Annotated in this window: 14 protein-coding genes and 3 pseudogenes; 9 read left to right on the top strand and 8 right to left on the bottom strand. The window is 62.5% G+C overall.

What is annotated here, in order from left to right; all coding sequences use genetic code 11:
• A pseudogene (locus LKO31_RS01640) lies at positions 1 to 660 on the bottom strand (IS3 family transposase); the annotation flags it as partial.
• Between the two features lie 54 nt (positions 661 to 714).
• Positions 715 to 2,346 carry an MFS transporter gene (locus LKO31_RS01645; protein ID WP_227688348.1) on the bottom strand — a complete coding sequence of 544 codons (1,632 nt, stop codon included), beginning with the start codon at positions 2,344 to 2,346 and terminating at the stop codon, positions 715 to 717.
• A 173-nt stretch (positions 2,347 to 2,519) separates the two neighbouring features.
• On the opposite strand from LKO31_RS01645, the gene LKO31_RS01650 reads away from it, so the two are divergent.
• On the top strand, positions 2,520 to 4,118 hold the full coding sequence (locus LKO31_RS01650; RefSeq protein ID WP_227688349.1) for an AMP-binding protein: 1,599 nt from the start codon (positions 2,520 to 2,522) through the stop codon (positions 4,116 to 4,118).
• Here the strand turns inward: LKO31_RS01650 and LKO31_RS01655 are convergent.
• Positions 4,115 to 4,996 carry an SDR family NAD(P)-dependent oxidoreductase gene (locus LKO31_RS01655; RefSeq protein WP_227688350.1) on the bottom strand — a complete coding sequence of 294 codons (882 nt, stop codon included), beginning with the start codon at positions 4,994 to 4,996 and terminating at the stop codon, positions 4,115 to 4,117. The two genes, LKO31_RS01650 and LKO31_RS01655, sit on opposite strands and share 4 nt — an antisense overlap.
• 166 nt (positions 4,997 to 5,162) lie before the next feature.
• On the opposite strand from LKO31_RS01655, the gene LKO31_RS01660 reads away from it, so the two are divergent.
• A complete protein-coding gene (locus LKO31_RS01660) occupies positions 5,163 to 6,317 on the top strand; it encodes an acyl-CoA dehydrogenase family protein (RefSeq protein WP_227688351.1) in 1,155 nt (384 codons plus the stop codon).
• 11 nt (positions 6,318 to 6,328) lie between these two features.
• Positions 6,329 to 7,357, top strand: a complete 1,029-nt coding sequence (locus LKO31_RS01665) for an acyl-CoA dehydrogenase family protein (protein ID WP_227688352.1) — start codon at positions 6,329 to 6,331, stop codon at positions 7,355 to 7,357.
• A 62-nt stretch (positions 7,358 to 7,419) separates the two neighbouring features.
• On the opposite strand, the gene LKO31_RS01670 is transcribed toward LKO31_RS01665, so the two are convergent.
• Positions 7,420 to 8,259, bottom strand: a complete 840-nt coding sequence (locus LKO31_RS01670) for an SDR family NAD(P)-dependent oxidoreductase (protein ID WP_227688353.1) — start codon at positions 8,257 to 8,259, stop codon at positions 7,420 to 7,422.
• A gap of 178 nt (positions 8,260 to 8,437) precedes the next feature.
• On the opposite strand from LKO31_RS01670, the gene LKO31_RS01675 reads away from it, so the two are divergent.
• Both LKO31_RS01675 and LKO31_RS01680 read left to right on the top strand, forming a co-directional pair.
• The gene (locus tag LKO31_RS01675) at positions 8,438 to 8,911 is read left to right on the top strand and encodes a nuclear transport factor 2 family protein (protein WP_227688354.1); all 474 of its coding nucleotides are present in this window, start codon (positions 8,438 to 8,440) and stop codon (positions 8,909 to 8,911) included.
• Positions 8,908 to 9,768: an SDR family NAD(P)-dependent oxidoreductase gene (locus LKO31_RS01680; RefSeq protein ID WP_227688355.1), complete on the top strand. Its 861-nt coding sequence runs from the start codon at positions 8,908 to 8,910 to the stop codon at positions 9,766 to 9,768. The genes LKO31_RS01675 and LKO31_RS01680 overlap by 4 nt, the downstream gene beginning before the upstream one ends.
• Positions 9,769 to 9,815: 47 nt before the next feature.
• Here the strand turns inward: LKO31_RS01680 and LKO31_RS15155 are convergent, their stop codons facing one another.
• Both LKO31_RS15155 and LKO31_RS01685 read right to left on the bottom strand, forming a co-directional pair.
• Positions 9,816 to 10,007 carry a hypothetical protein gene (locus tag LKO31_RS15155; RefSeq protein ID WP_407699232.1) on the bottom strand — a complete coding sequence of 64 codons (192 nt, stop codon included), beginning with the start codon at positions 10,005 to 10,007 and terminating at the stop codon, positions 9,816 to 9,818.
• A gap of 128 nt (positions 10,008 to 10,135) precedes the next feature.
• A pseudogene (locus LKO31_RS01685) lies at positions 10,136 to 10,794 on the bottom strand (NAD(P)H-dependent flavin oxidoreductase).
• Between the two features lie 138 nt (positions 10,795 to 10,932).
• Between LKO31_RS01685 and LKO31_RS01690 the strand changes: the two are divergent.
• Positions 10,933 to 12,230 (top strand): annotated as a pseudogene (locus LKO31_RS01690) (transposase).
• A 139-nt stretch (positions 12,231 to 12,369) separates the two neighbouring features.
• Here LKO31_RS01690 and LKO31_RS01695 read toward each other — a convergent pair.
• Positions 12,370 to 13,212 carry an NAD(P)-dependent oxidoreductase gene (locus LKO31_RS01695; RefSeq protein WP_227688356.1) on the bottom strand — a complete coding sequence of 281 codons (843 nt, stop codon included), beginning with the start codon at positions 13,210 to 13,212 and terminating at the stop codon, positions 12,370 to 12,372.
• Between the two features lie 22 nt (positions 13,213 to 13,234).
• On the bottom strand, positions 13,235 to 14,164 hold the full coding sequence (locus tag LKO31_RS01700) for an acyl-CoA thioesterase (RefSeq protein WP_227688357.1): 930 nt from the start codon (positions 14,162 to 14,164) through the stop codon (positions 13,235 to 13,237).
• A 548-nt stretch (positions 14,165 to 14,712) separates the two neighbouring features.
• On the opposite strand from LKO31_RS01700, the gene LKO31_RS01705 reads away from it, so the two are divergent.
• The 3 genes from LKO31_RS01705 to LKO31_RS01715 all read left to right on the top strand — a co-directional run bounded on the left by LKO31_RS01705 (position 14,713) and on the right by LKO31_RS01715 (position 18,884).
• Positions 14,713 to 16,950: a CoA transferase gene (locus LKO31_RS01705; protein ID WP_227688358.1), complete on the top strand. Its 2,238-nt coding sequence runs from the start codon at positions 14,713 to 14,715 to the stop codon at positions 16,948 to 16,950.
• A gap of 176 nt (positions 16,951 to 17,126) precedes the next feature.
• Positions 17,127 to 17,807 (top strand): TetR family transcriptional regulator, encoded by a 681-nt coding sequence (locus LKO31_RS01710; protein ID WP_088440646.1) that lies wholly within the window; start codon positions 17,127 to 17,129, stop codon positions 17,805 to 17,807.
• Between the two features lie 210 nt (positions 17,808 to 18,017).
• Complete coding sequence (locus tag LKO31_RS01715) at positions 18,018 to 18,884, top strand: DUF2889 domain-containing protein (protein ID WP_227688359.1); 867 nt, start codon at positions 18,018 to 18,020, stop codon at positions 18,882 to 18,884.
• Positions 18,885 to 18,915: the final 31 nt, after the last annotated feature.

Consider the following 18,915-nt stretch of genomic DNA (forward strand, 5'->3'; position numbering starts at 1 on the left):
CCCATTTACGGTTGGGAGCATCAGCGGCAAAATCCCCGTCCAGCCAGTTCGCCGCGACACCCAGGCGATGTTGGCTATCCGTCGTAACCTTGTGCTTGCGCGTGCGGACCGGCTTGATCCCGTTGATCTTCATCAGCCGCCCGACCCGGCGCTGGCCAACGTCGAGCCCAGCCTCTTTCAATTCCATCGTCATCCTCGGACGACCATAGCTGCCGAGGCTAAGGCTGTATTGTTCTCGGATATGGGCCAGCACTTTTATGTCCGTCCGCTCCCGCCGACTGATAGGTCGCGAGCGCCAGGAACGATATCCGCGCTCACTGACAAGCATGACACGGCAGAGCAACTCAACAGGCCAGCGATGCCGCCAGCTATGCACAAAAGCGAACTTCACGGCTTTTGGCTCGCGAAGAACTGCGTGGCCTTTTTTAGGATTTCCCTCTCCTCCCGAAGCACACGATTCTCAAGGCGAAGGCGTTCATTCTCACGTGCCAGATCTGCCTGCGGCGCTGAAACCAGATCACTGGGCCGATACTGCGACACCCATTTGCCGAGCGTCGATTTCCCTATCCCCAAATCAGATGCAACTCGGTCGCGCGGCAATCCGCTGGTCAGCGCTATACGAACCGCCTCCTGCTTAAACTCTTCGCTATGTTTGATCATCTCGTTGGTCTCCTGTTGCGAGCTTAAAACGCTCAGGTGACCGGCGCAAAACCGTTACAAGTCCAGAAGGCCATGGTCGGGGGTCGCCTCCTTCCAGCGAACCGACCCCATCGGGCGTTCGAGCATGATGGTCGCTCGGATCGGGCCGGTGCCCTCATGCAAGGCGGCGACCTCTTTCTGGATCTGCGCCTCCTTGACGGTCGGTCGATCGCGCTGGCGCAGGAAATCGAGCCAGGTCGCGCAGACGTAGCGTTCGCGCCAGATCCAGGGATCGCGAATATCGCGTGCCACCGAACAGGAGCGGGCGCCGTTGCGCTTGCGGCTACGCTGCAACTGCTGGACCAAGATGTAAAAGCGACGCGCCTTTTCGGGGGCGACGCGATAGTCGATCTCGACCGCGATCGGGCCACTGCGCGGGGTGAGGGCAAGCCTCGCCGACAGCTCCTTGCGCTGGGCTGACATTTCCTTGTCTTCCACCTTGACCACCGGCATCGGCATCCATTGTCCCAGGATCAGCGCTACCGCGACCAGAAGCGCCGCCGAGGCATAGAGCGCGCCCGAAAGTCCGATTTCGGTCGCAGCCCGGCCCCATGCCCAGCCGCCCAGCGCGATCCCGCCGGCCGTCGCGGCCTGAAAGGTCGCAAGCGTCCGGCCTGCGACCCAGCGCGGCGCAGTCAGCTGAATGCTGATATTGCAGATCGCGACCGAAATCAGCCAGCCCGCGCCCGCCACCGCGAGCGCGAGCGAGGTGATGAGTTCGGACCGGCTGCTGCCGACCACGACGGCCATCGCTGCCACGCCAAAACTGCAAAGTCTCATCACCGCTTCGGTGGATAATTTGGCGCGCAGCGATGCGAGCGCGAGGCCGCCTAGCACAGCCCCGACGCCGAAGGCGCCTAGCAGCAATCCGAAGATCCGGGAGTCTCCGTGCAAAATGTCGCGAGCGATAAGCGGAAGCAGGGCGGCGATCGCAGTTCCGGCAAAGGCCGCCGAAAATGTTCGCCATAACGGAGTGCGGATCCGGGGCGAGTGCAGGACATAGCGAAGCCCCGCGATCGTGGCCTCGACCAGCCGTTCGGGCGGCAGCCGCGGGATCTCCCGGGCGCGCTTCCACAGGATCATCACCACGATCAACGGCAGGTAGCAGACGGCGGCGGCGATGAAGGCCGCGGCGACCCCGGCCCAAGCGACGATGACACCGCCAACCGCAGGGCCGAAGCTGCGCGCTATGTTGAAGCTGACGCTGTTCAACGCAATCGCGCTCGGGAGCAGCGCGGGGGTGACTTGCTCGCCGACTGACGCCTGCCACGAAGGGCCGAACAGGGCCATTCCGCTGCCGACGAGAAAGGTGAACAGAAGAAGACTGGCGGGGCCGACATGGCCCCCAAACACCGCGATCGACAAAAGGATCGAGCCGACAAGCGAGGCAATGATCGCGAAGAGGATGACGAGACGCCGGTCGTAAATATCGGCAATCGCGCCCGCGGGCAGGGCAAAAAGGGTGATCGGCAGAGTAAGCGCGGTCTGGACTAACGCCACTTGTTCGGGCGTACCGCTCATTTCGACCATTGCCCAGCCCGCCCCGACTCCCTGGATCATCCGTCCGGTGTTCGATAACAGGCTCGCGGTCCAGATGCGGCGGAACAGGCCTTGCTTCAGCGGTTCGATCATTTCGGTAGAGATCATGCCGGCATCCATTCTCTTGCGACGAGGCCGGTCCGTGCGGTGCCGGTCCCGCGGCCTGCCGTGTCGACGATGAAAGCCTGCCAACAGGGCGAGCAAAAATCCTATGCGTTTACGGGCTTGATCGGCGAAACTAGGCCATAGTCACTGCGGTCGGCCCTCGATAACGAAGCGTCATGCAATTGCGCGCTGACAAAGACTTGCAAGCCCGTTGGCGAGCCGACGGCCACTGGCGCGACCAGACGCTCGGCCAAGCTTTCGAGGCCGCAGCCAGCGGCCATCCCGAGGTCCTTCTGACCGTCCACGCCGCCCGCGGGCCTCGCTCGATTTCACTCGGCCAGTTGCGTAAGCGCGGGCGCGCGCTTGCCGGTGCCCTGCATGGCCTCGGTCTGACGGCTGGCGACGTCGTAGCGATGCAGTTGCCCAATTCGATCGAGACTGCGCTCGTCTACCAGGCTGCGGCGGCACTCGGCTGCGTCATTCTTCCCATTGTAACGATCTACGGACCGCACGAGCTCGGGTTCGTGTTGCGTGACGCACGCGCGAAAATACTTTTCATACCCGATCGGTGGAGGCAAACCGATTGCGTCCAGAACGTGCGGGACAGCGGACAATTACCCGACCTCAAAGCCGTTGTCGTCGTAGGCGACGGCGATGCTGGCGACTATATGCGCTGGGACGATTTCGAGGGACTTGCGGCCACGGACAATTGGCCCGGAGTGGCTGCCGACGATCCGGCCTTCATGGTATATACGTCGGGAACGACTGCCGACCCCAAGGGTGTGCTCCACAGCGCCAACAGCTTATTGGCCGAAGTCTGGCAAAGCTATCCCGACAATGACCCCGCCAGCCGCGTGATGTCGCCTTATCCGGCGGGCCATGTGGCGGGCGCGCTTGGCGTCCTCGCGCATGCCGCAGCGGCGCGGCGAACCATATTGTTCGAAACCTATGATGCTGAAGCGGCGGCACGCTATGTTGACTCGGAGCGCATCACCCACACGGCGGGGACGCCATTTCACTATCTCGCGCTGCTCGATGCTGCCGATGCGATTGGCTGCGACATGGGATCGCTGCGCGCTTGCGGCACGGGCGGCGCGACGATTCCCGAATCGCTGGTAGCGCGCGCCGAGGCGGCGGGAATTCACATGTTCCGACGGTACGGGATGAGCGAGCATCCAACCGTCACGCAGGGTGCGGACGGCGATCCGCTGTACGTCCGCATGACGACCGACGGCCGATTGCGCCCCGGCGTCGAGGTTCGCATCGTCGACGACGATGGCAATGACGTCGAAACCGGTGCGGAAGGCGAAGTGGCGACGCGCGGTCCCGATATGTTTCTTGGCTATAGCGATCCCGCCATCGACGCCGGCGCGTGGCTTCCCGGCTGCTGGTTCCTGTCGGGCGACATTGGCCGCCTCGATGCAGCGGGTCTGCTCGCCATTACCGATCGCAAAAAGGATATCATCATTCGCGGCGGCGAGAATATCTCCTCGCGCGAGGTCGAGGATTTGCTGCTCCGGATTCCCGGCGTTCGCGAGGCTGCAGCCGTCGGCTATCCCGATGACCGCCTTGGCGAACGCGTTTGCGCCTATTTGATTGTCGATGACGGCCTCGCCCTCGATCGGGCGGCCATCGATGCAGCCTTCCAGGCGTTTGGTGCGGCGCGGCAAAAGACGCCCGAGCGCGTGATCCTTGCGCGGGATCTCCCGCGGACCCCCGCGGGCAAGATCAGGAAGGCGGAACTGCGCCGGGACCTGCGCCAGGCGTTATCCTAGCCTCGGTCAGGCCGCATCAGGCTGGGCGATCCATCGTCGCGCGGCAACATGACGAGGCCCTTCTCAACCGCTTTGGCCATCGTGTGCGCCGAGAAATCTGCTTCGGGAAGGAGCGCGGGCCCACGCTCGAGCCGGACTTCGCGGACGATGCCGCCGCCCGCTACGATGGTCTTGCCCGTCTGGTCGCCCGACAGCGAACTGACCATGTAAAGCACGACCGCTGCGACCCTGTCGGTCGTATAGACCGCCTTGTAATCGTCATCGGTGACGGCCTCGGTCAGCCGGGTATTGGCGGCGGGCGCGAGCGTCCAGACACGGATGCCGTATTTTTGACCCTCAAGTGCCAAAGTGTTCGAAAAACCCCAGACGCCGCCCTTGGCGGCGCCATAATTTCCCTGCCCGAACTTGCCCGAAAGACCCGACGTCGATGTCGTGTTGACGACTACGCCACCGCCATTTTCCCGCATCCAAGCAAATATCGGCTTGGTCACGCAAAAGGTGCCCTTGAGGTGAACGTGCATCACATCGTCCCAGTCCGCCTCGTCCATCTTGATCAGCGTCCGATCCCGAAGGATCCCGGCATTGTTGACGAGGATGTCGGCGCGGCCGAATGCGGACATGGCGGTCTCGAAGATTGAAAGGCCGCCGGCGATTGTCCCGACATCCGCGGCATTCGCGACCGCCTCGCCGCCCGCTGCAACAATCTCCCGGACCACTTCGTTCGCGCTGTCCGACACCGGGTCGCCGCCTGCCGACGGGACGCCATAATCATTGACCACGATCTTCGCACCCTCGCGCGCCATCAGCAGCGCATAGGCTCGCCCGAGCCCGCCGCCCGCTCCGGTTACGATCGCAACTTTGCCATCCAGCAAACCCATGGCGCTCTCCTTGTCCAGCCTGTCTTGCCGGAGGGCATAACGGCTATCGCGCGATTGGTTATTGCCAAGGTGCATCGCGGCGGTCGAACTTCGCATAATTGCCGGGACGCAATTGTGTTAAGAAGAATTGTGCGCTGGCGCACGGATCAGGACGGGACGAGGCACAATGAATCTGGATTATACGGCCGAGGACGAGATTTTCCGGGCCGAAGCGCGCGAATGGCTCGATGCGAATATCCCCCGCGAGGTCCGGCCACCCGATGGTCCTGGAATGCGCGAGTTCGACCTTGGCTGGCAGCGCAAGCAATTCGAGGGCGGCTGGGCCGGGGTATCGTGGCCGGTCGAATATGGTGGGCGCGGATTGTCGCTCACCCACCAGCTCATCTGGTACGAAGAATATGCCAAGGCCGGCGGGCCCAACGCCGAACTGCTGTTCGTCGGATGCAATCATGCCGCTCCAACAATCATGGCGCGCGGCACCGAAAAGCAGAAGTCATATCATCTTCCGAAAATATTGAGCGGCGAAGTCGCCTGGTGCCAGGGATTTTCAGAACCCAACAATGGCTCCGATCTTGGCGGGCTGAAATGCCGGGCGGAAATCGTCGGCGACGAACTCGTCGTCAATGGATCGAAAATCTGGACCAGTTCGGCGCACCTGGCCGACTGGCAGGAATTGCTCGTTCGCACCGACCCGGCCGCGCCCAAGCACAAGGGAATCAGCTGGTTGATCTGCGATATGCAGACACCCGGGATCGAGCTGCGCCCGATCCTGATCATGACCGCACCGGGCCACCATCATTTCAACCAGGTTTTCTACACCGATGTGCGGATCCCGCTGTCGAACGTGGTGGGCGAGGTGAACGATGGCTGGAATGTAGCGATGTCCACTCTCGGGTTCGAGCGCGGCACCGCGGGTATGCTCGAAAACATCCGCTATGGCGCAGTCGTCGAGCGGCTCGTCGACATGGCGCGGCAACGCCTTGGTGCCAGCGCGCTCGAGAATGACGACATCGGGCAGCGACTGGCGCAGCTCCGCGCCGAGGTGACCGCCGTGCGCGCGATGACCTACCGCATCGCCTCCCGCGCGGCGATCGCGCCGCCGGGCTCCGAGGCATCGCTGGCACGCGCCTTCTTCAGTCAGCTGCAACAGCGGATCCGCCGTATCGCGCTCGACATCATCGGCCCCGATTCGATCGAACTGCCCGAAGACGATCCCTGGATCCGCCCCTATCTGCGGACCTACAGTAACACGATTGCCGCCGGCACGTCGGAAATCCAGCGCAACATCATCGGCGAGCGCGTGCTCGGCCTGCCGCGATAAGGTCTTTTATCATGAACTTGCTTCCTACCGAAGAACAACAGCAAATTGTCGATATGGTCCGCGGCTTTCTGGCGGCCAGCGCCCCGCTCGAAAGGCTGCGCCCGGACAAGTTCGGGCAGATCGGCAATCCCGATGCCGCGCTCTGGCCGAAAATGGCCGAGCTCGGAATTCTGGGGCTCGGCGTGCCCGAGGAAGGCGGCGGCCTCGGTCTGAGCGCGGTCGAAGAGGCGCTGACCTACATCGAATTCGGCCGCGCGCTCGTATCGGTCGGCGTTCTGGGCGCGACGCTTGGCGCGCATCTTGCCGCGCGCACGATGCCCGACATTGCCGCGGCGATCATGGCGGGAACCAGTGCGGTGGGTCTCGCGACGCCGCGAGGCGCCGTCGCCGGTGATGATGGTATTTTCTCCGGCGAGTTCCACCTGATCGAGGCAAACGAGGCCGACTTCATTGTGTTGCTGACCAGCGACGCGATCGCCTTGTTCCGGCGGGAGGAATTTACTGGCCAGAGCGAGCGGCTCAGCATGGACAGCCACATGCGGCTGATGCGCGCTGCACTAGAGAGTGGCAAGCCGCTGAGTTGGTCGTCGGTCAAGGACGGCATCGATCATGCGCGCGCCAATCTGCTCATCGCGGCCTATGCTACCGGGGTTGCTGAAGCGGCGCTCGCCGGCGCGGTGGACTATGCGAAGGTGCGCGAGCAATTCGGCAAACCGATCGGCTCGTTCCAGGCGATCAAGCATAAGTGCGCCGACATGGCGATTGCCGCCGAAGTCGCGTCCTGCCAGGTATCCTTTGCTTCGGTCATCCTGTCTAAGAACAGCGACGAATCGCGCTTTCATGCGCTCGCTTCGCGCATCGTCGCCGTCGATGCGGCGCTCAAAAATGGCGCGACCGGAATCCAGGTGCATGGAGCGATTGGCTTCACCGCCGAAGTAGAGGCGCATCTGTTCGTCAAGCGCGCCCATCTGATAGATTTTATCGGTGGCGATCAGCGCGTCCAGAAAGGGCAGTTCATCGGCGCCGATGCCGTGATTTAAAACGGGACGGGCGCCTTCGGCGTCCGCCCCGCGCTGTCTGCGAGTTCTCCGCTCATCTGAAATCAGCCGCGATGGCGGGCATCTTTTTCGGGTGCAAACTGGTCGGTGAGCTTGTTTGGCTGGGCGTGCAGGTTACGTCCGCCGTCGACCGGGACGATGGCGCCGGTGGTGAAGGAGCTCGCTTCGCTCGCCAGGAAAGTCGCGACCGAGGCGATCTCGCGCGTCGTACCTGCACGCTTCATCGGCAGTCGCTCCGTAAAAGTCCTGGTGACGGCGGGATCCTGAAACAAAGCCTGCGCTCCGCTCGAATCGATGAGCCCGGGCGAGATGATGTTGGCGCGGATATTCTCCTGCCCGAACTCGGCCGCAAAATTCTGGATCAGCTTTGCCTCCGCGGCACGGATGCACGAATAGACCGAACGCTCGGACGTCGCCTCGAAAGCCGATCCCGAGCCGATGAAGATGATCGACCCGCCGCCGCTCTTGCGCATCTCGCGGATGCACATGCTCGCAATCCAGAACCTGCTCTTGAAGACATAGAGATATTGCGCATCGAGTTCTTCATCCGGCGTGTCAAGCGACGAGCCGAAGAAGGGGCGCACCGTGGGTGACGCGACCAGCGTGGTCACCTTCCCGAATTTGGCCACGGTTCTGTCGACGACAGTTTGGAGCTGGTCTTTGATCGTCATGTCGGCAGCGCAGCCGGCGGCGATCTCGTCGCCATTGCCAAACCGCTCGTTGAGCGATTTTGCGACCGCCTCGGTGTCGCCCGCCGTGCGGCTGCAGATCATGATCCTGGCACCGCTCGCGGCAAACATCTCGGCGATATTCAGGCCCATGCCCTGCGTTCCGCCGACAATGATGGCAACCTTGCCCGTCAAGTCGAACTTGTCGTTGCTCACGCGAATCTCCCTGTGAATTTTCATTTTCCTGATTGGACAGTCGCCGCAGCCACCGTCGATCGGAAAGGGGCGGCTTGCGCGGAAGGCGACGACTTTCCCCTCAATGCAGCGATGGAAAAAAATCGCCGCTCGTTGCAAAATGGGGCCAGCCAAGGAGCGAGCAAAGGAGATGAGGGCCGTGAACGCAGCTGAAGATGAACTGGCGATCCGCAGCCTTGCCGCGGCCTATACCGATGCGGTCAATCGCCGCGATGGTGAGGCCATGGCGGAGGTCTATACCGAAGACGGCATCCTGCACTCGCCAGCCGCCGGCGCGCCCCTTCAAGGCATTGAGAAGCTGCGCAAGCGCTTCAAGCGCCTGGTCGAGGTCGAACGTGAGTTTCTGATGCAGCTCACCCATTCGGGAGTTGTGGAGATCGACGGCGACCGCGCAACGGCGCGATGGTGGTTCAGCGAGATCAAGCGGCCGACAGGAGGCACTTTCGAAATGATCTTTGGTGTCTATCAGGACGAACTGGTTCGAACTGCGGCCGGCTGGCGTTTTGCCAGGCGAACCGTCGATGCGCCGCTGCGCTGGGAGCTTCCCCATCCGCCGCAGGTCTTCGCTCCATTGCCGGCGTTCCTGCCGCTGACCGGGCTTCCCACGTCATGATCGAGACCGGGCTCGATCTGACCGGCCAGGTTGCTATCGTCACGGGCGGCGGCGGCGGAATTGGCCGGGCTTGCGCGCTCCGGCTCGCCGACTTCGGCGCCGATCTTGTCATTGCCGACATCGTGCCGGAGCGAAACGCGGAGGTTTGCGAGCGCGTTCGCGATCGCGGCCGCAGGGCGTTGGGCGTCACGACCGACATGATGGATACGGCCGGGATTGCTGCGATGGTCGCCGCCGCCGACGTGGAGTTTGGCCGCATCGACATATTGGTCAACAATGTCGGCGGGGTGGCGAAGAAGCCGTTTGCCGATCAGAGCGAGCGCAGTTGGCGCCGGCATATCGACATCAATTTCGTCAGCTTCCTCGCTGCGACGTCGGCTGTGATTCCGGTCATGGTAAGGGGTGGCCGCGGAGGATCGATTGTCGGGATTTCCTCGATCGAAGCTACGCGCGCCGCGCCGGGCTATGCGGTCTATGCGGCGTGCAAGGCCGCGATGATCAACTTCACCCAGTCGATGGCACTCGAGCTGTCGGACGACGCGATCCGGGTCAACACCGTGTCGCCGGATCACACGATCACCCCCGGCGGCCGCGGCAATCGCAGCGGCCCCGTCGACCCTTCGACTTGGGTCCAGCGCAGTCCTGACGCTCAGGACGCAATGAACCGCCTGATCCCGCTCGGACGTGAGGGCGACGATATCGAGTGCGGTGATGCGGTCGCCTTCTTATGCTCTTCGATGGCGCGATATATCACTGGCATCAACCTGCCGGTCGATGGCGGCACCGCCGCCGCCGCGGGATGGCAGCGCACGCCGTCGCGTCAGTGGACCCAGATTCAAGGGCAGGCCCGCGAGTGACGGCGAACGGTCGGCGGTCACGCCGACCCGTCAGCGGAAGCGGCCTTTTACGCGCGAAGCGATGCCAGCCGCTGATTGACTATCGCGTCGGCGTCGGCGATGATCCGGTCGATCAATTGCTCGCAGGTCGGAATGTCGTGAATCAGGCCTTGGATCATGCCGGCCCAGAACACGCCCTTCGACAGATCGCCGGTCAGGAGCAGGTCACGGCCTGCCGCGCCCGCAACGAGCTCCTGCACGTCGCTGAACTGTGCGCCCGGCTGGGTAGGCGGCGCACCACTTCTTCGCTGACCTCGCTCTTGCCGACGCGTGCGGTGTTCTTGAAGCTGCGGAAGATCAGGAAGCTGCCACGTTCCTCATTCTCGATCTAAGCCTGCTTCACATTGTCGTGGATCGGCGCCTCGACGGTCGCGCAGAAGCGCGTGCCCATGTTGATGCCGTCGGCGCCGAGCGCCAGCGCGGCGACAAGTCCGCAGCCGTCGCCGAAGCCGCCCGACGCGAGCATCGGGATCTTCACCTTGTCGGCAGTGGCGGGGATCAGGATCAGGCCGGGGATATCATCCTCCCCCGGATGGCCCGCGCATTCGAACCGTTGATCGAGATGATGTCGCAACCGGCGCGCTCGGCCGACAGCGCATGACGAACCGCCGTGCATTTGTACGGGATGGTCACACCATGGGGTTTCAGCATCTCCCAGATTTCGCGCACCGCAGGCGCTCCCGCCGTCTCGACGATCTTGATTCCGCCGCCTATGATCGCCTGCGAGTAGGCGTTATTATCGGGTGCATTGATCGTCGGGAACACGGTCAGGTTCAGGCCGAACGGCTTGTCGGACATCGCGCGGCAACGTTCGATCTCGGCGCTCAGGGCGGCCGGCGATGGCTGCGTCAGCGCGGTCAGGATGCCGAGTTCGCCGGCGTTCGACACGGCAGCTGCCAATTCGGCATAGCCCACGCCCTGCATTCCGCCCTGGACGATCGGATGCTCGATACCCAGCATTTCGGTGATGCGTGTTTTGAAAGGCATGACTGGTCCATTCTGGGCCCGGCCGATCCCGGGATTGTTTGTTGAAGGGCAGGAGCCGGACCTATTCTGTTGAAAAACTCCCGCTTGCAATGAAGCTGCGGTGCTGATTCAATCATCGGGTTATCGGGAGATAAGCTGATGATGGGTGAACGGTCCGTTGTGCAGGAGGAGCTGTTTTACAGCTTCAGCATTGAGAAGCATGTTCCGGCGGATCATCTTCTGCGGTCGATCGACAGGTTCTTAGACCTTACCGGCATCCGCGAACATCTGCGGCCATTTTACAGTGAGACCGGACGGCCATCGATTGATCCCGAGTTGATGATCCGGATGCTGCTTATCGGCTATTGCATGGGCATCAGGTCTGAACGGCAGCTCTGCGAAGAGGTGCACCTCAACCTGGCCGATTCCGCGACAGTCATTTGCTGCGACATCTGTTCGAGATGACCGTCGAGCGCTGCATAGCCGAAGGCTTAGTTGGCGGCGAAGGCTTCGCGCTCGACGCAAGCTTGATCCGCGCCGACGTCCATCGGCAACGCTCGCTTCCTGGCGAAGAATATGAACTTCCTGAGGCGGGAAGCCGCGCCGTGCGCGAATATCTCGAAGTGCTGGATGATGCCGCGTTCGGCGATGCGACACCCGTCACACCAAAGCGGATCGCCTTGACGGATCCAGCCTCGCGCTGGACCGTCGCAACACGTGATGCAGCCTTGTACGCCTACAGCACCAACTATCTGATAGACCTTGATCATGCGGTGATTGTGGATGTCGAAGCTACAACTGCCGTGCGGCAAGCGGAAGTGACGGCGGGGCGGCGTATGATCGACCGCACACAGGAGCGCTTCGGCATCTGGCCTGAACGCCTTGTAGCCGATACAGCTTATGGGACGGCGGCCAATTTGGCGTGGCTGGTGGAAGATAAAAGCATTGAGCCGCATATCCCCGTGTTCGACAAATCCACACGTCAGGATGGCAGTTTTGAACGCACCGACTTTACCTATGATCATGATGACGACAGCTATATATGCCCTGCGGGCAATCGCCTGCGCCGCTCCAATCGCAACTTCAAAACAGCCCGTCCACACGCCGATAAGGACGGCTTCATCCGCTATCGCGCGCGCCAGCAAGATTACCAAAGCTGCATCCATCGGCTGCAATGCTCACCAAAAACGCCGGCCCGCAAAGTCACCCGGTCCATTCATGAAGGTGCCCGCGACTTAGCCCGCGAAATTGCTACAACCGATGCTTATCTCGTGTCGAGGCGTCAGAGAAAGAAGGTCGAGATGTTGTTCGCGCACCTCAAACGCATTTTGAAGCTGGATCGCTTGCGTTTGCGCGGTCCCAACGGAGCAAAGGATGAGTTCCATCTAGCCGCAGCAGCCCAAAACCTTCGTAAAATGGCAAAGATCATTCCCTTGCAGAGCCGCGCACCAGCCTGAGGGGGATTAGCGGTTCGCTCAGCCGAATGAAGGGTTGCCGCAGGACGACGCCAGGCCCGACTTTTTCAACGGAATAGGACCAGGAGATGCTGCCGGCGACGGTCTTATCGACCGGAACATGGTTGGTTCCGCGGCGCTCTCAGGCGTCGCTTAGCCGGGCAGCAAGCTCGGCGATCTTCGCTTGAGCCGTCCGAGAAAGCGCGAGCAGAGGCGCGTCTCCTAACCCGATGGCTTCGGCCACTTCGGCGAGATGATGAACATCCTTCGGCATGTTGCTGCCGGGGCCGCTAATTTTGCGAAACGTGCGCGGGTCCGCAACGATGGCGAAGCCGTTGCTCGCGCCGGAGCTGAGTTTGATGACCTCGATAGCAACCTCGCGATCCATGCCGAGCTGCTCGGCGAGTTCGAGGGCGTCGATGCTGGCTACGACATTGGCGTAGGCCAGATTGTTGTTGAGCAGCTTGATCAGCTGCCCCGATCCGACGGGTCCAAGATGGGCGACGAGGCGCGCGAAGCTATTAAAGATAGGCCGGGCAATATCGAGCGCCTCGCTCGTCCCACCAACCATCACGGTCATCGTCCCGGCCTTTGCGCCGTTATGGCCGCCGCTGACCGGAGCGTCGAGGACATGCACTCCGCGCGCTCGCGCAGCTTTGTCGAGTCCGATCACGGTCTCGGGCAACAGGGTGGAATGAATCGCCAGCACCGAGCCCGGACGCATCGCATCCAGCAGCCCAGATTCGATCGTAACCTGCTGCACATCCCTGTCGTTGACGACGCAAATGCCGATGATGTCGCAGTCGGCGGCGAGCGCTGCAGGCGTCGTCGCAACTTTCGCCGCCGTATCGGACAATAGGGCGGTGCTGGCTTCGCGCCGCGCCCAAATCGTGAGTGGAAATCCGGCTTCGACGATCCGGCGCGCGATCGGAGCGCCCTGATCGCCCAGGCCGATGAACCCTGCTGTCTGCTTTTGTCCCATCATATTTCTCCCTCGTTACGTTGGTTCAGCGCAGGCGGAGCAGCCCTTCCTGGGCCACGCTCGCAACCAGTTTTCCTGCGCGATCGAATATTCGTCCGCGGCACAAAGCGCGGCCGCCGCCTGCCCAGGGGCTATCCAGCGAATAAAGCATCCAGTCGCTGAAATCGGGCTGCGCATGAAGCCAGAGACTGTGATTGAGGCTGGCGTTGTGGATCCGTGTGGTGGACCAATGGGTGCCATGAGGGAGCAGGGCCGTGCTGAGCAACATCATGTCGGACACATAGGCGAGCACGGCGCGGAGAAGCAGGCCATTGTCCGGTACGCTCGACTTGGGCTTGAACCAGAAATGCTGGACGGCCGGTTGCGGCACCGGAGAGACGAAATCGCGCGGCGTCACTGGCCTGAGTTCAATGGGCATGCTCCGCAGGGCGAAGTCGCGAACCGCGCCGATCATGGCGCCCGCCTGTTCGCGCCGGATGTCTTCCTCGCTGCGGAGGCCTTCCGGCGGTGTGACATCCGGCATGTCTTCCTGATGGGCATAGCCAGCTTCGGCGGGATGAAAGGAAGCGCCAAGGGTAAAGACCAGGACCTCCTCCTGGTACGCGACGACCCTGCGGGACGAGAAGCTGGCGCCATCCCTGTCGCGTTCTACACGAAACGCGATGGGTACTTCCGGCCGGCCGGGACGCAGAAAATGACCATGGATCAAATGGGGCAGACGATCCGCAGCAACGGTGTGCGACGCCGCCGTCAGGGCCTGTGCGAGAATCTCGCCGCCGAACAGGCGTTGCCACTTTTCGACGGGGAGCGCGGTCTGAAACCGGTCGGTGCCTGTTTCGACCAATGTGAGCGACCGGATCAGTGCAGTGAGGGTGTCGCTATCATTCGCGGTCGCAGATTCGCCGCGAGCCTTGCTCAGGCGTTCGCGCGCCAGATTTCGATCCAGGTTTGTCATCGGCTGTCCATATAGTATCGGTGAAAGCAACCATGCTCGCCGCGCGACGTGAGTGCACGCATAACGATTATGCCAAATCGCTTGTCGGCTTTGCGCGGCTCGCATCAATCGGGCGGCCGACGGTGCCGAAGCCGGGCGTGGTTGAACTGACGCGCTGAGCCGTGGCCGATCGCGATTGACCGGAAGGATCGACCGTTTCCGACTAGCCGATCTAGCCGATCTAGCCGGCTGCCGGCTGCCTTCGGCATGGGCATTGCCAGCGAATCTGGGGAAAACATCGCATTCGAAGGATCTCATGTGCAAACATACATAGCATTCGTGATGCCCGTTCGGGACTGCGACGTTTCGCGTGCCTCGTCGCAAATCCACCCGGAGACAATTTGCGAACTAGGCTCGGTACACAATTGCAGAGTAATCTGGGCCGTCCGCCGCGGGCATTGCGGCATCGGGCGATGGGGGCGGCAACGAAATGCATCTTCCACACCGCGTTATTTATGATACTCCTTCATTAATATCAGCACTCACCGAGACCGATGGAAAGGGTGCCTATGGGCGAGGGTATTTTGCGCGGAATTCGCGTCGTCGAGATTGCCGGAGGACATGCGCTCTCGGTGACCGGCCTCCTCTTGGCCGAAGCTGGGGCCGAGTTGATCAAGGTCGAAGCTGACGCCGGCGCGCGCGGCTCTGCCTCCTTCGCCGTGTGGAATCGCAGCAAAAAAAGCGTTGGACTGGCCATCGAGGAGGAGGACCAGCGCAGGTCGCTCGATCGCCTGCTCAGGGCAGCCGATGTCGTTCTGACCGACTGGTCTACGGACCGTCAACGCGGCGCCGGGTTGGACGAGACGGGGCTGGCACGGCAATATCCGCACCTCATACACGCTTCGATCGGGAGTTGGCCGGCAGGCCATCCACTTGCCGATCGTCCCGTCGACGATACGCTTGTGCTTGCAGAATCGGGGTTGATGGATGAGCAGCGCGGGATACGCGAAGGTCCTATCTATCTCCGCTTCCCTCTGGGCAGCTGGGGCGCGGCCTATCTCGCGGCCATCGGCGTCGTGGCGCGCCTGATCCAGGCGGGCAGGGGCGGCGGCGCGGGATCCGTGTCGACCAGTCTGGTGCAGGGCGCGCTTTTACCGGCGGCGATGCTCTGGCGCAGGGCGGAGCATGCGACGCAGGCCCTTGTCGGCAGCATGGGCAAAGCCATGATTTCCCCGCAATTCGAATGTAGCGACGGCGTATGGATCCACGTCAAGGCGCCGCCAGACGACGCCCCGCTGATGCGCGCTGCGCTCGATGCCCTTGGGCCGGAGCGCATCGAAGACCTTAACCGGGGATGGCCTAGCAATCATACGTGCATCAATTGGGGTGCCAACGCCCATGTGTTCAAGACTCGTCCGAGCGCTGAATGGCTGGCCGATCTGTGGGCATCGGATATTCCGGTGCAGGCCGACGTGCCGATGGGAGCCATTTACCGCGACGAACAGGCAATCGCGAACGGATATGTCATCGACGTCGAGGACCCGGACCTCGGGAGGACACAGCAACCAGGTGTGCCATGCAGCGTCGAACCACCGATGCGCATGCAGTCGGCTGCACCGGCGTTTGGGACGACACCGATTTCGATCTGGGATGACGTGCCCGCGCCACGCCGCGAGCGTGCGCCCGATAGTCTCCCGCTCGAGGGCGTTCATATTGTCGACTTCGGCTCGTTCGTCGCAGGTCCGCTGGCACCGATGATTCTGGGCGATCTGGGGGCCGACATCATCAAGGTCGAGGGAACCGGAGGTGACGTGATGCGCCGCGTGGAGGGGGCCTTTCTCGGCGCGCAGCGAGGAAAGCGGTCGCTCGCGCTCGATCTGAAGTCTCCGGACGCGGCCAATGTTGTCGAACGTCTCGTTCGGTGGGCGGATATCGTCCATCACAATATCCGCATGCCCGCCGCCCGGCGGCTCGGGCTCGCCAGTGACCAGGTGATGGCCATCCGGCCCGATCTCATTTTCTGCCATGTGAGTTCCTATGGGCCTGTCGGGCCGCGCAAGGACTGGCCGGGTTACGACCAGCTCTTCCAGGCGCAATCGGGATGGGAGTTCGAGGGTGCGGGCGAGGGCAATCCGCCTATGTGGCACCGCTTCGGTATGATGGACCATCAAGCGGCGCTGGCGTCGGCGCTTGCGATGTCCCTCGCGCTTTATCACCGCGACCGGACCGGCGAGGGACAGGTGGCCGCGGGCTCGTTGCTCGGAGCCAGCATCCTGACGGTCAGCGAGACGATCGTTCTCGATGACGGAACACTGTCGCCTTTCCGTCGTCTCGACGCGCGCCAGCTTGGTGTTGGACCCGAACGCCGGCTTTATGCCGTGAAAGACGGCTGGATAGCGCTCGTCGCCGAAGGTGCCGGAGTATTTGACCGACTGTGCCTCCTGGCGGGCGCCGCAAATGCCGAAGCGCTGGAACCAATCCTGTCAGCTCAGTCGACCACGGCCGTGATCGCAATGGCAAACGCGGCAGGCGCCTTCGCGGTCGCTGCCCATACCGATCATCGCGACGCCTTTTTCGATGATCGCGACAATCGACGCCTCGGACTTGTTCAATCCTATCAGCACGGAAGGCTCGGTCGTCTGGAGATGCCGGGTGCCTTTCTGCATTTCGGTGCGCGCCCGGCGACGGGAGCGCTGCCGCCACCCGACGTTGGCGAACATAGCGTATCGGTGCTCGACGAAATCGGGCTGGCGGACGAAACCGCCGAGCTGGTTGGCGCGGGGGTGGTGCATGATGGCGCGCGCTAGGAGGCGCGCCCTCCGCTCGACCGGGGCGCGAATTTGCCATTGCGCGGAGTTATATATTAGGGCCTCATGTGAAGTCCGTCACGGCCTGCGATCCTTATCGCAGAGAAACGCGGTCAGCAGCGCGAGCGGGCGGTTTGCGTCGAAGCCGGACCGGTGCAAAACAGGGAAAATGAATCGTGTCCAGCGAAGCCTTGACTGAAAAAAAGCCGCGCAAACCCGACGGCGTGCCGGTACGCCGGGCGAATGCTGCTCGATCGAAGCGCGCGAAGTCGGAGATCACGCGCTCGCGCCTATGTGCTGCGGCTGCCCGCCTGATCGAACAGAAGTCGCTCCGCATGATTACGGTTTCCGAACTGACGACCCTAGCCGGTGTCGCTCCCTCTACTTTCTATATTTATTTCGCCGACGTCGATGAGGTGGTGCTCGCCTTGCTCGAAGAGGCCACTGCAGAGATGCCCGACCTTGGTGCTTACGCTCGGGGCATTACACTAGAACGTCTCGAGACGAGCGTCCGCGAATTGGTGCACGAATATCTCGCATTTTGGGATAAATATTACGCCCTCTTGCGAATCCGCAACCTCGCTGCCGACGAGGGCGAAGCGCGGTTCAGGGACGCGCGCGGCAAGATGCTGGGTCCGCTTCTGTTCGCGCTGGCCGAAAAAATCGAGGAGATGCGCGGCGAGGACTTGAGCGCGCGAACTCCACCGCTCGCGATTGCATCGGTCGTGTCGGGCTCGATGGAACGGCTTGCTTCGTTCATCCGCTTTCGCCACGCATCGCCCGATATGTCTCGCAAACGGCTGATCGACGCGGAGGTTTTCCTGATCTGCCAGCTCTTGGGGAAAGGCAAAGTCTAGCCGCCGTCTCCCGCCGCCGGGACGCGAACGCATAGCTGAGGCGCGCGGCCGGACGCCGTCATTGCGACAGGCCTCGGCGACGCTGCCTCCGGCGCTTTGCATCCGGGTTGGCATGGGACCGACCCACCGTACTTATGCTTTGTGAGCGTGGTGGGGCGAGACAATCCCCCCGGCGCGGAGCTTCATCGCAAGCTGCCCGGCGCCTATTGCATGGTCATGACCACCGGCCGTTCCTCCGACTCGCAAGGCGCTGCGCCGACGAAAGCTGCGTCGGCTCCCCCTGCGGGGCTCCATCGGATCATCCGATTGCACGCCATCGATGGTGAGGTTCGCAGTGCCTTGGAAGATGATTTTCATCATTTCAGGGTTTTGATCCGCCATGATGGTACCCGGGTCACCAATGTCGAGGCGACGGCGCTCCGGCAGCCCTTTTCCCTCTGTGGCGCTGCCGGGGGCCGCCTTGATGAGCTAGTAGGTCAGCGCCTTCTACGCGATACCACGCAGTTCTTCAGGATTCACGACGCGCTGCTGCAATGCACGCACCAGTTCGACCTCGCCACGCTTGCGATCGCGCTTGCGGCGCGCGGTGGCAGCGCGAGGCATTATCATGCTTTCGTGGAGGACGGCGCCGCGGTCGAGCAGCGGCGGGCTACCCTGCGGCGCGATGGCGAGACGGTCCTGCGCTGGGCTTTTCAGGACGGCATCATTGAAGCCCCCGACCCATATCGTGGGCACATGCTGGGACGCGGGTTCACTGCCTGGGCAGGGACGAGCCTCGATACCGACGATGCCGAGGCCGCATTGGTTTTGCGGCGCGCGATATTCATTTCCGGCGGGCGCGGCCGCACCGAAGAACTCGATCGGCAGCCGCATGCGGTCGCTCGCGGCGGTTGCTGGGTCCAGCAACCCGAGCGGGCCTCGCTGGCGACACGTGAGAAGGGCACGTCGCGCGATCACTCGGATCGACCTCATCAACTCACGGCCGGCGACGACGGTTGGCTTGCCTTTGAAGACGCGGAAGATATCTGTTCGTCGCCAACTGTAACGCTAGATAGTGACGACCCGTCACAAATCTGATACACCATGTTCAAACAAGTGGAGAGGCACC

It is taken from the genome of Sphingopyxis yananensis, from assembly GCF_020687785.1.
Lineage (GTDB): Bacteria > Pseudomonadota > Alphaproteobacteria > Sphingomonadales > Sphingomonadaceae > Sphingopyxis > Sphingopyxis yananensis.